Annotated in this window: 15 protein-coding genes; 2 read left to right on the top strand and 13 right to left on the bottom strand. The window is 39.6% G+C overall.

Going from position 1 to position 12,480, the window contains the following annotated elements; all coding sequences use genetic code 11:
- Positions 1 to 3 precede the first annotated feature (3 nt).
- The 8 genes from MED217_RS02145 to ruvC all read right to left on the bottom strand — a co-directional run bounded on the left by MED217_RS02145 (position 4) and on the right by ruvC (position 5,030).
- Positions 4 to 375, bottom strand: a complete 372-nt coding sequence (locus MED217_RS02145; protein ID WP_009778830.1) for an MmcQ/YjbR family DNA-binding protein — start codon at positions 373 to 375, stop codon at positions 4 to 6.
- Positions 376 to 387: 12 nt separating this feature from the next.
- Complete coding sequence (locus MED217_RS02140; protein WP_009778829.1) at positions 388 to 1,008, bottom strand: hypothetical protein; 621 nt, start codon at positions 1,006 to 1,008, stop codon at positions 388 to 390.
- Positions 1,009 to 1,017: 9 nt separating this feature from the next.
- Complete coding sequence (locus MED217_RS02135; protein ID WP_009778828.1) at positions 1,018 to 1,542, bottom strand: GNAT family N-acetyltransferase; 525 nt, start codon at positions 1,540 to 1,542, stop codon at positions 1,018 to 1,020.
- A complete protein-coding gene (locus MED217_RS02130; RefSeq protein ID WP_009778827.1) occupies positions 1,523 to 2,152 on the bottom strand; it encodes a DUF4230 domain-containing protein in 630 nt (209 codons plus the stop codon). The genes MED217_RS02135 and MED217_RS02130 overlap by 20 nt, the downstream gene beginning before the upstream one ends.
- A gap of 15 nt (positions 2,153 to 2,167) precedes the next feature.
- Positions 2,168 to 2,518, bottom strand: coding sequence for a DUF4260 domain-containing protein (locus MED217_RS02125; RefSeq protein ID WP_009778826.1), 351 nt, complete (start codon positions 2,516 to 2,518; stop codon positions 2,168 to 2,170).
- 2 nt (positions 2,519 to 2,520) lie between these two features.
- Positions 2,521 to 3,270, bottom strand: a complete 750-nt coding sequence (locus MED217_RS02120) for a cyclase family protein (RefSeq protein ID WP_009778825.1) — start codon at positions 3,268 to 3,270, stop codon at positions 2,521 to 2,523.
- 62 nt (positions 3,271 to 3,332) lie between these two features.
- Positions 3,333 to 4,463: a radical SAM family heme chaperone HemW gene (gene hemW, locus MED217_RS02115; protein ID WP_040532527.1), complete on the bottom strand. Its 1,131-nt coding sequence runs from the start codon at positions 4,461 to 4,463 to the stop codon at positions 3,333 to 3,335.
- Positions 4,464 to 4,475: 12 nt separating this feature from the next.
- Positions 4,476 to 5,030 carry a crossover junction endodeoxyribonuclease RuvC gene (gene ruvC / locus MED217_RS02110; RefSeq protein ID WP_009778823.1) on the bottom strand — a complete coding sequence of 185 codons (555 nt, stop codon included), beginning with the start codon at positions 5,028 to 5,030 and terminating at the stop codon, positions 4,476 to 4,478.
- A 52-nt stretch (positions 5,031 to 5,082) separates the two neighbouring features.
- Between ruvC and MED217_RS02105 the strand changes: the two genes are divergently transcribed.
- Positions 5,083 to 6,186 carry a glycosyltransferase family 2 protein gene (locus tag MED217_RS02105; RefSeq protein WP_009778822.1) on the top strand — a complete coding sequence of 368 codons (1,104 nt, stop codon included), beginning with the start codon at positions 5,083 to 5,085 and terminating at the stop codon, positions 6,184 to 6,186.
- Here the strand turns inward: MED217_RS02105 and MED217_RS02100 are convergent, their stop codons facing one another.
- From MED217_RS02100 to MED217_RS02090, 3 genes are all read right to left on the bottom strand, one after another.
- Positions 6,187 to 6,666: a hypothetical protein gene (locus MED217_RS02100; protein ID WP_009778821.1), complete on the bottom strand. Its 480-nt coding sequence runs from the start codon at positions 6,664 to 6,666 to the stop codon at positions 6,187 to 6,189.
- 65 nt (positions 6,667 to 6,731) lie between these two features.
- Positions 6,732 to 7,838, bottom strand: a complete 1,107-nt coding sequence (locus MED217_RS02095) for an acyloxyacyl hydrolase (protein ID WP_040532525.1) — start codon at positions 7,836 to 7,838, stop codon at positions 6,732 to 6,734.
- A gap of 7 nt (positions 7,839 to 7,845) precedes the next feature.
- Positions 7,846 to 8,598 carry a head GIN domain-containing protein gene (locus MED217_RS02090; protein WP_009778819.1) on the bottom strand — a complete coding sequence of 251 codons (753 nt, stop codon included), beginning with the start codon at positions 8,596 to 8,598 and terminating at the stop codon, positions 7,846 to 7,848.
- A gap of 138 nt (positions 8,599 to 8,736) precedes the next feature.
- On the opposite strand from MED217_RS02090, the gene MED217_RS02085 reads away from it, so the two are divergent.
- Entirely contained in the window at positions 8,737 to 10,365 is a 1,629-nt protein-coding gene (locus tag MED217_RS02085; protein ID WP_040532523.1) for an ArnT family glycosyltransferase, read from the top strand.
- On the opposite strand, the gene MED217_RS02080 is transcribed toward MED217_RS02085, so the two are convergent.
- Together MED217_RS02080 and metF are read right to left on the bottom strand one after the other, a co-directional pair.
- Positions 10,362 to 11,453, bottom strand: a complete 1,092-nt coding sequence (locus tag MED217_RS02080) for an acyloxyacyl hydrolase (protein WP_009778817.1) — start codon at positions 11,451 to 11,453, stop codon at positions 10,362 to 10,364. The two genes, MED217_RS02085 and MED217_RS02080, sit on opposite strands and share 4 nt — an antisense overlap.
- A 48-nt stretch (positions 11,454 to 11,501) precedes the next feature.
- Entirely contained in the window at positions 11,502 to 12,455 is a 954-nt protein-coding gene (metF, locus tag MED217_RS02075) for a methylenetetrahydrofolate reductase [NAD(P)H] (protein ID WP_009778816.1), read from the bottom strand.
- Positions 12,456 to 12,480: the final 25 nt, after the last annotated feature.

The following is a 12,480-nucleotide window of genomic DNA, read 5'->3' as shown; positions in this document are numbered from 1 at the left end:
GAATCAATCCAGCCTTTTTAATTCTTCTTTTAGCTTTTTGGTAAGACTGTTTACGATAAGCGTATAGCTGTCGTCTATAAACTGTAGTACTTGTATGGGCGTCAGTTCACCATTAAGCACTACCGTATTCCATAATTGCTTATTCATATGGTATCCCGGCAAAACACTTTCAGGGTATTTTTCTCGCAGAAAAATAGCTTCTTCAGGATCGCATTTAAGGTTGATACGCGGCTCACCATTTTCCCAACTCATCAAACTGCTAAGCGCATACATTTTCCCCATCACTTTAAAAACCAGCGTATCTTCATTAAACGGAAAATGCTCTGTAGTTCCGGGTTTCTGTAAGCAATATTCTCTATAGCTTTCGATATTCATAAACGCTTCGTTTTAAATTCCGTATTCGTAATTCAAGACTTCTTTGAGCTGTATCAATTCTGATTTCTTATCAGGAAACTTCATCAACAATTCGTCGAGCAAATCTTTCGCATTTGCGCAATCCTCTAACGCTTTCTCACAATTTTGCCCGTATGCCTGCAGAAGCCTATAACTACTATCATAATCGTTTGGATATAACTCCAAAGCCTTTTTGTAATAATAAATAGCATTGTGCCAATTTGATTCTGAAAACCAACGGTCGCCAAATGCGATATGTTTCAAATAAGCTTGCTCCTGTTTCTGAATATTTAACTGTTTTCGATCGTTTTGCTCTTGCAGGACTTCTTTTATCAAGAATGTTCCTAAGAATATAAAAAGTAAAAAAAACAATAGTCCAAGAAAAGCAAAAAGAACTTTTTCCTGTTTGTGCTTTCTTTGAAATCCTGCCTTTATTTTTTTTATGGCTTCTTTGGAGTAGGGCTTAAATCTGGGTTTTCCAGATGCTCCTTTTAAATAAGTTTCTTTAAGGTTGAGAAAGCTTCGCTCCTTTGTAAAGCGGGACTTATTCCTGAGCAATTTTCTGTTATTTCTCAGGCTATCGATCATTGCCTTCATACTGCCCTCTCCTCCCATAAAATACTTTTAAAATGGATAATACATAATATGATCTTCCATTAGGTAACCCTTACCGATATCAAAATCTTCGGAATACATATTCTTGAAACCGTAGTATTCATAGAATGAAGTAGCATTATTATCGCGATTTACGTTAAGCGTTACACCAAGGGCTCCCGCTTTTTTAGCTTCCGCGAAAGCAAAATCCATCAAAAATCTTCCTGCTCCGGTTCCTTGTGTTTTGGGTAACACATAGATCTTATCTACTTTAGTGACTGTACCTTTGGTAGTAAGTTTTTCATTTGTATACTGCGGAATGATCGCCAGATACCCACAAGCCCTATCGTTATTGTAAAGAATATAAAATTTGCTGCCGGTTTCGGTTTGTTTTCTCAATGAAGAAACGCTGTACATCATCTCCATCATATAACTTATTTGTGCTGAAGAAAGAATATCTTTAAAGGTTGCCGGCCAAACCTCATCAACCAATTGCTTCAAAAGCGGCCAATCTTTTTCTTGAACCTCTTTTACACTAAACTGCTTTGGACTCATTCTTATCTTTTAATTGAGGTTGCGCAGCCGTCTCCAGCGCTTTATAGTCTAATTTCCAACCGATGGTTTGCACTAGATTTTCCATCAAAGCAACCGTGCTTAGCGCTTGATTTGAAGCTTCACCAAACAAGCCGCTTTGCGGAACTTTATCTACAATATGCTGTTTGGCCTCACGGTTGATTTCGGTAAGATCTGTGGACGTAAAGGGGTTTGCCCAACCTTCTTTCTTGTCGTAATATTTAAAATCTGTTTCAATGCTGAGCAATTCCGGCTGGGGAAAATCGGTAAGAATGATGGTCCTGTTTTTGATATCGGGCTGCATTTTGATTTTGGTCAGATCAAAACCTACGTAGGCTTTCGCATCGATAAGTACTAAAGCTTTTTTGCTTCCTAAAAAGAGATTGAGCCATTTATCTTTTACATTCTGGTAATGATAGATCTCAGAGAAATCACCTTCCACCGTAATGAATTTACAGACGCTGCGTATTTTTTCCATCAAAACCACTGACTGCTCCTGAGCATTTTGCTGCTTTTTTGTTTTGTTGAATCGCGTGAAAATAAAATAGGCTACAACACTTCCTATTGCTAAACCAATGAATAAATACTCCATAAAACAAAGATAAGGCTAGTTGCCAATCTCACCCAAATGCGTAAACTTAAAACCACGCTCATACTTAAGACCATAGCCTACAATGCGATCAAAAGCGGCATGTGCAAAAAGAACAATCCCAACCAGTTCCAGATACTGAAGTTCTAAAAACAGACCTGCTAAAAATAAAACAACACCTAAACTTTTGAGATGAAACAGGTTGTAAGACCAGGCTCCCACTTTAGGATTCACCAAATATCCTAACATCCCGATATCTGGTAAAAAAAATAATCCGATAAACCACCACCAGCTAAGACCTAAAGTAGAAAAAAGGTAAACACCCAAAAGCAGTGCGCCTAGTTCTTCGAGTTTAAGAAGTGTCTTCATAGTTAATTTTCTAAGGTATAAAGTATGGGTTTACTAGGTGCTGCATCGTTCTCAAAAGAGGCGATCTGTAGATTAAGCAGGTATAGACCGTCTTTCACCGTATGAGGCACAAAGATCATTTCGGTAATTGTGGCGTCAAAGCGAATTTTTCCTTCGGTATTCCACCAAGCTTTATGACTTGCCAAGACTCCTTCATCGCGTTCTCTATCTACGCTCGGAAGATCAATAAGCAAGTGTTTCACTCCGCATTCTCTAAGGTACGCCGTCGCATCTGCCATGAGATAGGGCCAATTGGTATTAGACCACTTTCTGCTTTTTTTACTACTTGTGTTGGGTAATGTGCGTATGACTACCGCTTCGGGGCGAGCTGTTCCCAATGCTTTTTCAACTTGTTTTTTAGTAAATGCTAAATCATCTGCGTAAGATTCTGGTACTAGCGTGATTACTTGAGCTTTGAACATGAAGTTTTTTAAATGCTCATTGATGCTGTAAACTTTTTCAGTAATATGACCTACGCACTCCGTGTGTGTGCCGTGCGCATGCGGATTGAGATACACATTATTAAAATTAACCACAGATCCCTGAGCTACAGCTGCCACCCATTTACCCTCTTTAACCGGTTCGATCTTGGGTGCATCCAAATACCAAGCCACAGGGTTTTGCTCGCTGCTCACCACAGGAATACTCAGGTCTATGGGCTTTGTAAAATCTACGGAATATTCAATTTGGTCAATAGTAATTTTCGCTTGCATAGGCTTCTCTGGCTGGTTCACCTTAATAAGTTAACAATTTTGCGAATTGTTACAGTAAAATCTTAGGAAAGATTCAGAAGAAATAAATCACTCGCCAGGCCATCGCTTAAAAACTTGCCTTTTTTGGTAACTACAATACGGTGATCATCTAGAAATAAAAGGTGCTCCTCAATATGCTTTTGCGCTTGCTGCAGCGCGTATTCCTTAAATTTTAGACCAAAATCCTGTTCGATCTTTTCTAGCGAAATCCCCCAAATCGTGCGCAAACCGGTCATTACATACTCATTATACTTATCTGTGGTGGACAAGTTTTCCCGCTCTATCGGAAGCACATTTGCCTCGATTGCCTTAATGTATTTTGGGTTATTATTGATATTCCAGCTGCGCGTATTACCATCGAAGCTGTGCGCAGAAGGACCAATTCCTAAATAGGGTTTTCCCGTCCAATACGCTGTGTTGTTCTGAGAGAAATAGCCGGGCTTACCAAAATTGGAAAACTCATAATTCTCAAAACCGGCTTTCTCCATATGTGCCAGTAAAATCTCAAAGTGCTTTTGAGCAACAGCATCGTCCATAGGTTTTACCACCCCTTTCTCTATAAACTTTTGGAGCGCCGTATTGGGCTCTACCGTCAATGCATAACTCGATATATGCGGAATATCAAGCGCAATAGCTTGATCGAGATTCTCTTGCCAACGTGCATCGCTCATATCGGGCATTCCGTAGATGAGATCTATTGAAATATTATCGAAATACTGCTTTGCAAGCAGAAGACACGCTAATGCCTCGCCAGCATCGTGCGCACGATTCATCAACTTGAGATCTTCTTCAAAAAAAGACTGTACACCTATACTAAGGCGGTTGATTCGCGACTCTGCAAGCATTTTAAGTTTAGCTTCGGTCAGGTCATCCGGGTTAGCTTCTAAGGTAATCTCTGGAGCTTCAGTTACTTCAAAATGACTATCTATGGTTTTAAAAATTTGCTGAAGATCTTCAGCATCTAGTAAACTTGGCGTACCCCCACCAAAATAAATAGTTTGCAATGGCCCGGGGATTTCATCCTTCCGCAGGATCATTTCTTTGCATAACGCATTGACGAGTGCGCTCTTCTTTTTCAAGGAAGTCGAAAAATGAAAATCACAATAGTGACACGCCTGTTTGCAAAAAGGAATATGAATGTAAAGCCCCGCCATAACTGTCAATTACTACTTTTTTACGCGCTTTTCATTCTGCTTTACAAAAGCCTCCCAGCCGGTATAACTCTTACCCACAACCGTTTTACCCGAGTTAAAATGATGACAAACCGCAGCGGCCAGACCATCAGTACTATCCAGATTTTTAGGAAGTGTTTTTAAGCCTAAAAGGCTTTGAAGCATTTTGGCCACCTGTTCTTTGCTGGCATTTCCGTTGCCGGTAATGGCCATTTTTATTTTTTTTGGGAGATATTCGGTCACCGGGATTTCACGCGACAACCCTGCTGCCATCGCCACACCTTGCGCGCGGCCTAACTTCAACATAGATTGTACGTTTTTTCCAAAAAAGGGCGCTTCGATGGCCATCTCATCAGGATGATAGGTATCAATAAGCTCAACCGTACGCTCAAAAATAAGTTTCAGCTTCACATAAGGATCGTCATACTTTTTAAGCATCAACTCGTTAAGCTGCATAAACTGCATCTTTTTATCAACCACCTTGATGAGGCCAAAACCCATAATGGTCGTACCGGGATCGATTCCTAAAATGATTTTTTCTGATTTCAAGCGCTAATTTTTTTACATCTTTGAAGCTTTCGCAAAGCTAAACATTAAAAGTGTGACCCTCATCGCTGTTTTTATAGTACTGTATGTGCTGCTCATTCTAGCTCATATTTACGGGTTTTTAATACTGAAAGGAGCATCTACGCGCTCTGAAAACTCAGCACACACCCATTTTTCTGTTTTGATCCCCTTTAGAAATGAAGCTGAAAATCTACCGCGATTGCTTCATTCCATTGAGCAGTTGTACTATCCTAAAACGCATTTTGAAGTACTTCTCATAGATGACGAATCAAGTGATGCTTCGGTTCAAATCATTGAGGCATTTCGACAGCACACACAGCTTCAACTGCGCATTATTGAAAATAGACGGGAATCTGCTTCCCCTAAAAAAGATGCTTTAAATGCAGGTATTAAGAACGCAAGCTATGAATGGATCGTCACCACTGATGCCGACTGCGTCGTTCCTGAAAATTGGCTGCATTGTTTTGATCAGAAAATACAGAAAGAGCAACCGCTTTTTATCGCAGGACCCGTAAGCTTTTTTACGCAACAAGGCTTGCTATACCGCTTTCAGCAACTCGACTTTTTAAGTTTACAAGGAGCAACTCTGGGTAGTTTTGGTCTTAAGCAAGCCTTTATGTGTAACGGCGCCAACCTCGCTTTTGCTAAAACTGAGTTTTTAGAACTAAAAGGATATGCTCAAAACGATCATTTGGCGAGTGGTGATGATGTTTTTTTATTACAGAAATTTCTCAAAGCATATCCCGATCGTGTCGCTTATTTAAAGCAAAAAGAGGCATTGATTCTTACTCAGGCACAATCCAGCTGGAAACATTTATTCAATCAACGCAAACGCTGGGCAGCAAAAGCATCGGCGTACACCTCCTATTTTGCACTTTCTACTGCATTCTTGGTGTTTTTTGGAAATCTCAGTACGATCCTCAGTGTTTTTTATTGGGCTGAATTAGGCCCGCTTGTTGTATTAAAACTAGCAGTCGACTTTGTACTGATCTATCTTACGGCGCGTCTTTTTAACCAGACCGGCACGCTGAAAAATTATGTTTGGGTCGCACTGCTCTATCCTTTTATCACGGTATATATAGCACTCACCAGCCAATTAAAATCTTTTGAGTGGAAAGGAAGAAGCTTTAAAAAATGATCAATCAACTTTCACGATCACCGGCATTTTAAAGGCCGTTTTTACAGGAATACCGCGCTTGTTAGCCGCAGAAATTTGAGGTAAAGAATCAAGACTATCTTTTAACCAACGTTCTAATTCGGGTAGCTGAACAGCAATGGTGTCGGGAATTTCGGTTCTGTCGATGCTGAGATCTCCCAGCTCGGTAATACTCAAATACAACCAGATCGTATCATTCAATTCAGATTCTACGATAATGGTTTTGTTTGAAAGTTGCCTTTGAAAATTGAGCGCCAATTCGGTTTTAAAACATTGATAGCGCGCCTCTTGAGCTTCAATACTATCGCAGGTAGCAAACGAAGGATACTCATCAACTTCGTTCATATTGATCGCTTTGAGCTCTTCTTCTGCCAAAACCTCTGAAGACACTTTTTTGGTCTCAAGGTCTTTACAGCCTGTTAAGCAAAGGGCAAACGCCAAAAGAACTGAAAATCTGAACATTTAGTAACTCAAAATCTTTAACAAAGATGTAAAATCGCACCGAATAAAACTACACATTAGTCAATTTAAAAGCGATAACCCAAGCTAAATTCTACGCCTTCAGCTTTTGCTCCGTGGGCTTTTACGGTTACAGCCGCAAAAATATCCTCGGTAAAATAACGCTTTAAACCCAGTCGGTTATACAATCGGTTTTCAAATTCATAGGGATAATAAATATAATACCCCAAATGCGAGACAAAAGCGATCTTATTAAAGCGCAACTCGTGCCCAATAAATAGCCCGACACGCTTCCAATCTTCATCGCCACGTACACCCAACTCCGGGAAAGAAGCTGCCTGAAGTTTGATCAATTCTTTAAAGAAATAAGCGAAAAACACATCTGTACCGGCGACCAGCGTACTCTTATGATTGATGCGTTTATCTGCAAATGCTGAAACCACGAAAAACGGAAACTGTCCTTGCCCTACGATATCACTTTCATTAGCACCGCCGCGTAAAACTAGATTATAATGAATCGGCTCGGTGAATTTAGTACGTTCACCCTCGGGAATATAATCAGGAAAATTCTCATAATCCAAGTTGTAGTTTACTCCAACATTAAAAGCAAACGTATTGGTACTGTTGTTAGGCGCGCGCAAGTTTGCATTACTGTAGTGAATGATCGTAAACCCTGTATTTAAACCAAAACCCTTGTATAAATTCTGTTTATTATATTGAAGTGCTATGTAGGTCGAACTTAACAACTTGGTCCCATATGCGTTGTTGATGTAGTTGGTTTCGGGATCATACGGACTACCGGCAATTGCTACACCCTGACCAATTCTGAAATATGCGTTTCGGTTTAAAAAGTAGAAATTAAAGTGGCCGTAGAAGCTTATATTCTCGCCTAAATATTCATTGTGCATATCTTGATAGGCCATAGAGAATCCCCAGTCGGGATAATTATAGCGACGCTCCCACTCATTGAATCCGTAGGTCTTTCGGTTATAACTTAAGATAAAACCTGTTGGATGCCCAGTAATAAGGTGATTGATATCAGGGTTGTGCTCGAGTATGCTTCCGTAGAAAAAAGAAGCGTCAAGTGAGACTGGTTTTTGTTCTTTAGCAAATTCTATCTCTTGCGCATTTAAGCTGAAGGTAAACGTCAATAAGGCAAGAAAAAGAAATCTCATAAGCGGTTTAATCTTCAAAAATTAATCTACCCGTATAGCGTTCTTCAACATCTACAACCGGTGGACGATTTACTGCAATCACATCACCGGTTCCCGTGATGACTCCGGTTAAACTTTGCTGCGGATTAATGATCATTTTGTTAGGTGCTCGATGGTAAATATCAATATTCTGAACCACAAAATCCCGACCCTCAAAACGTGGGTTCTCATTTTGAAAACCTAAATCCATATTCTCGGCTTCGCCGGTAATATAAAAAACACTTTTACCATTGGCATCTACACGAAGGTTTTCGGTGTCAAGATCCAAATAAAATTCACCGTTTTTACGCAAAATCACATCGATACCAATAGAAGTGTTGCTCACTAAATACAGTTCAGGAAATACCAAGGTACCGTCGCTGTAAATTTCTCTTGAAGAATTATGACGGATTTCTGTAAGGTTAGGCACCGTTACAAACACTTCAAAATTCCCGTACTCACGCACGAGATTACAGCGGTTGTCATTACGCAACACCAAGACATCGTTTTGAACTTCGATCAAAGCTTCATTAACCAAGTTTTTCCCAGTTCGAAGGACAACTTTATGCTCCTCTCCTTGCTTGATATGAACGATAACTTCTGTTTCCGCTCTAAGTCTGGTGAAATTTGGCACTTCGTATTCAACCTCTACGGTCTCTCCAGAAGTCTGAAAGCAATCCTCTGCATTTTCTGAATTACAAGAAACAAGCACTAGAAAAAGTGCAATAACTATTCTTTGCATGTATACAACAACTTTTGATAGCAAATTACGGCAAAAAGAAGCAGAACCCGCAATTATATTATCGCGCTAAAAATAAATTCACAATTCAAGATTCCCTTTTAGCAGATTTATTGAAATTTGGCAGTGTAAATTTTTTAAATGCTAACAAAAAAATTCTACTTCGTCTTAGGTTTGATTTTTATCTTGATGCTGTGTGGTATCAGTCAAGGCGGACTTACAGAAAGCAGTGAAGCCCGCTATGCAGAAATTGGTCGGGAAATGGCGCTGAGCAACGATTTTCTTCACCCGCGTATGCTGGGCATCGGGCATTACCACAAACCCCCGGTCACTTATGCGATTACTGCTTTAGGCTATAAACTCTTTGGTTATAACGAATTTGGAGCCCGCTTTTTTCTGGCTGTAGCTTTAATTATTCAGCTACTGCTGGTCTATAAAATGGGTAAATTATGGTTTGACGATCGCAAAACCGGCATCTATGCTGCGCTCATTTATTTCACCTTCCCAATCGCACTAGCCAGTGTGCTAAACCTCACTACAGACGCCTTTCTCAACACCTTTATTCTATCAAGTATTTATTGCTTTTTATACGCAAAACTTAAAAAGAATACCTCTTTCTTATACTTGGGTTATGTATTGCTAGGAATTGCTTTTTTGGTCAAAGGTCCTGTTGCTTTTTTACCAGTAGCCTTATTTATGATTTGCTATAAAATCATCAATAAAGAGCCTGTCAAACCTTCAAAGCATACCGTCTTAGGCATTGTTTTATTGCTGTTGATTTCAGCGTCGTGGTTTATCGCTATTGTTTTAGAAAAACCCAATCTACTTGATCATTTTATTGAAGATCAAATCATAAAACGCAGTGTTGACGCTTCTCAATTTAAACGCAGCAAACCACTGTGGTACTATCTTGTTTTTGCGCCATTGCTTTGCCTTCCGTGGACCGTGCCCTTTGTTTATGTGCTTATTGCTAAACGAAACCATTTAAAATTCACACTACAACTAAAAGTTTTGGGCTTTACGTGTTTGGCCATTTTGGTGGTATTCTCTCTGTTCTCGTCAAAACTCATTTTTTACATTTTGCCATTATATCCCTTGCTCGCATTGTTCTTTGCAGGCATTTACAGGCAACTGTTAGAAAAGGAAAAAGGCTATTTTATACTCACCTATAAAGTAGGCTTTGGAATTTTAACCGGGATGGCAATCGCTTTGCTTTGCATTCCCGCATTTGAATACAAAATTTGGTTAAGCATACTTGCGCTAGCCGTAATAGGAAGTTATTTCTACTGGTGGAATTTTAAAGCCAATGCTTCAAAAAGCACACGCCTTTTTGGGTTAAGCACAGGAGCAACGTGTATTTTGTTACTCTTGTATTTCAGCTTTGCTCCTCAGAATGAATTGCTGATGCGCAGCTTTAAGCCTCAATTTTCTTTTATAAAAGAACAACGTAAAGATCTGAAAGAGTATAAGGTGATCGTTTATGATTACCGATTACCTTCTGCTGAATTTTACTTGGGAGACCGCATCATTACAGTAAGCAATACCAATTACGAATCTTTACGCGACACACGTTTTGAAAAAGATTCAAGCTGGACCAGATCGTATATTGATCTGAGAAATCCTAAAAATTACCCGAAATTCGAAGCTCTTTTAAAAGATCCTAACAATATTATCATAACTAAAGATCGAAGACCCATCCCAGATAGTTTAGATCATCTAACCAAGAAATTTAAGGTTGAAGAATTTGGTGATTGGCGTGTACACTATTAAAGTCTTACACCTATACCAAATTCAACAGCTTCAGCTTTTGCTCCGTGGGATTTCAAGGTAATGGCTCCAAAAATATTCTTGGTAAAACGGCGTTTTAAACCACCTCTAAAATAAACGCGTCCTTCAAAATCATAGTCGTAATATGCATAATACCCAAACTGGGTCACAAAGGAGTTTTTATTGAAGTGTAACTCATGCCCTACAAACAGCCCGGCACGCTTCCAATCTTCATCTCCTGTGGTACCGTATTGATTTGCAAAAGCAATAGACTCATACTCGATCTGATCTTTTAAAAACGGACTCAAAAAGAAATCGGCTCCTACTTGTAAACTGCTTTTATGCGTAATGCGCTTATCTAAAAATGAAGAAAGCACCAAGAAAGCTCTGCGCCCCAATCCTATATAATCGCTCTCATTAGCACCAGACCGCACTACAAAATTCCACTTGATAGGTTCGGTATAACGGCTTTTCACTTTTGGAATATACTCTGGAAACTCCTCATCATCCAGCTGATAGTTCAACCCTAAATTGAAGGTAAACGAATTGGTACTTGCATTAGGAGCCCGCACATTCGCGTTAGAATAATGCACCAACGTAATACCTGTTTGCAAGCCAATACGATCAATAATATTAGGCTGCGTGTAATTGACCATTACATAGGTCGAACTCAACAATGTTGAGCCATAAGCATTATTCCTAAAGTTATCGTCAATATCAAAAGGCTTAGTCGTGAAGGCAACACCTTGCGCAATACGCACCATCAAATGCCGATTTAACGCATAGAAATTAAAATGCCCGTAAAGTCCGTAATTTTCTCCCAGATACGGGTTCTTTTGATCTTGAGACACAAATGAAAATCCGTAATCAGGATAATTGTAACGCGCTTCCCAATCGTTGAATCCGTAGGTTCTTCGGTTGTAGGATAAAATAAAACCCGTGGGATGCCCAGTAATCAAATGCGAGATATCTTTATTATGCTCGAGAATGGTTCCGTACGTATAATTAAGATCAAAACTGTAGGGTTTTACTTCTTCCTGGCCATATACCGAAACAAAACACAAAAAGGCAACAAAAAACGTATACTTCATTCTCTAAAAGATATCCCGCAAATGTATCAAATATTATGAGTAATGTACTTAAAACAATTCTGAAGCGATCGCTTTAACATTATCGCTTTTCCCCATAGAATAATAATGCAGTACCGGCGCGCCGCCTTCCATCAACTCTTTTGATTGCTGAATTGCCCATTCTACCCCCACCTGACGAACATCTGCATTGGTTTTACACGCTTCTACCGAATCGATCAAATCCTGCGGTAGGTCTATTTTAAACACCTGCGGAAGCAATTGTAAATGACGTTTTACCGCAATAGGCTTAATCCCTGGAATAATTGGAATATCGATTCCTTCTGCACGTACAAGGTCTACAAATTCAAAATACTTTTTATTGTCAAAAAACATTTGAGTCACCACATAATCTGCGCCGGCTTCAACCTTTTGTTTCAGGCGTTTCAGATCGGTTTTTAAAGAAGGAGCTTCCAAATGCTTTTCAGGATAACCGGCAACTCCGATACAAAAATCAGAACAATCTGAAGTTTCAACCATCCCGTTCAAGTAACGCCCTTTATTCATTTCTGCAACTTGCTCCACCAAACCCAAAGCATACTCGTGACCGCCAGGTGTAGGCTTAAAATATTGCTCTTCGCGCATCGCATCGCCACGTAACGCCATCAGGTTGTGAATGCCCAAATAATGACAATCAACCAGCATATATTCGGTTTCCTCTTTCGTAAAACCACCACATAGCACGTGAGGCACGGTATCTACATTGTATTTATGCTTTATAGAGGCGCAAATACCAATAGTTCCCGGGCGCATACGCGTTACCTTCTTATCAAGAAGACCGTCTTTCTCGATATACACAAACTCCTCGCGCGAAGTAGTAACATCAATAAACGGAGGTTTAAACTCCATCAACGGATCTATATTATTATAAAGCTCTTGAATACTTTTTCCTTTTTTAGGCGGGATCAATTCAAAAGAAAATAAGGTCTTTCCGTTTGCGTTTTTTATGTGATCTGTAATTTTCATAATCTGATACCATGAAGGTTCTATC

This window comes from Leeuwenhoekiella blandensis MED217 (assembly GCF_000152985.1).
In the GTDB taxonomy this organism is placed as follows: domain Bacteria; phylum Bacteroidota; class Bacteroidia; order Flavobacteriales; family Flavobacteriaceae; genus Leeuwenhoekiella; species Leeuwenhoekiella blandensis.
Note: the sequence above shows the minus strand (reverse complement) of the source record. Positions and strands in the feature narration are given on the sequence as shown.

Bases quoted from the DNA above. Each gene is read 5' to 3' on its own strand.
- MED217_RS02145 (WP_009778830.1), bottom strand. From the start codon at position 375: ATGAATATCGAAAGCTATAGAGAATATTGCTTACAGAAACCCGGAACT.
- MED217_RS02140 (WP_009778829.1), bottom strand. From the start codon at position 1,008: ATGGGAGGAGAGGGCAGTATGAAGGCAATGATCGATAGCCTGAGAAAT.
- MED217_RS02135 (WP_009778828.1), bottom strand. From the start codon at position 1,542: ATGAGTCCAAAGCAGTTTAGTGTAAAAGAGGTTCAAGAAAAAGATTGG.
- MED217_RS02130 (WP_009778827.1), bottom strand. From the start codon at position 2,152: ATGGAGTATTTATTCATTGGTTTAGCAATAGGAAGTGTTGTAGCCTAT.
- MED217_RS02125 (WP_009778826.1), bottom strand. From the start codon at position 2,518: ATGAAGACACTTCTTAAACTCGAAGAACTAGGCGCACTGCTTTTGGGT.
- MED217_RS02120 (WP_009778825.1), bottom strand. From the start codon at position 3,270: ATGCAAGCGAAAATTACTATTGACCAAATTGAATATTCCGTAGATTTT.
- hemW (WP_040532527.1), bottom strand. From the start codon at position 4,463: ATGGCGGGGCTTTACATTCATATTCCTTTTTGCAAACAGGCGTGTCAC.
- MED217_RS02100 (WP_009778821.1), bottom strand. From the start codon at position 6,666: ATGTTCAGATTTTCAGTTCTTTTGGCGTTTGCCCTTTGCTTAACAGGC.
- MED217_RS02095 (WP_040532525.1), bottom strand. From the start codon at position 7,838: ATGAGATTTCTTTTTCTTGCCTTATTGACGTTTACCTTCAGCTTAAAT.
- MED217_RS02090 (WP_009778819.1), bottom strand. From the start codon at position 8,598: ATGCAAAGAATAGTTATTGCACTTTTTCTAGTGCTTGTTTCTTGTAAT.
- MED217_RS02085 (WP_040532523.1), top strand. From the start codon at position 8,737: ATGCTAACAAAAAAATTCTACTTCGTCTTAGGTTTGATTTTTATCTTG.
- MED217_RS02080 (WP_009778817.1), bottom strand. From the start codon at position 11,453: ATGAAGTATACGTTTTTTGTTGCCTTTTTGTGTTTTGTTTCGGTATAT.
- metF (WP_009778816.1), bottom strand. From the start codon at position 12,455: ATGAAAATTACAGATCACATAAAAAACGCAAACGGAAAGACCTTATTT.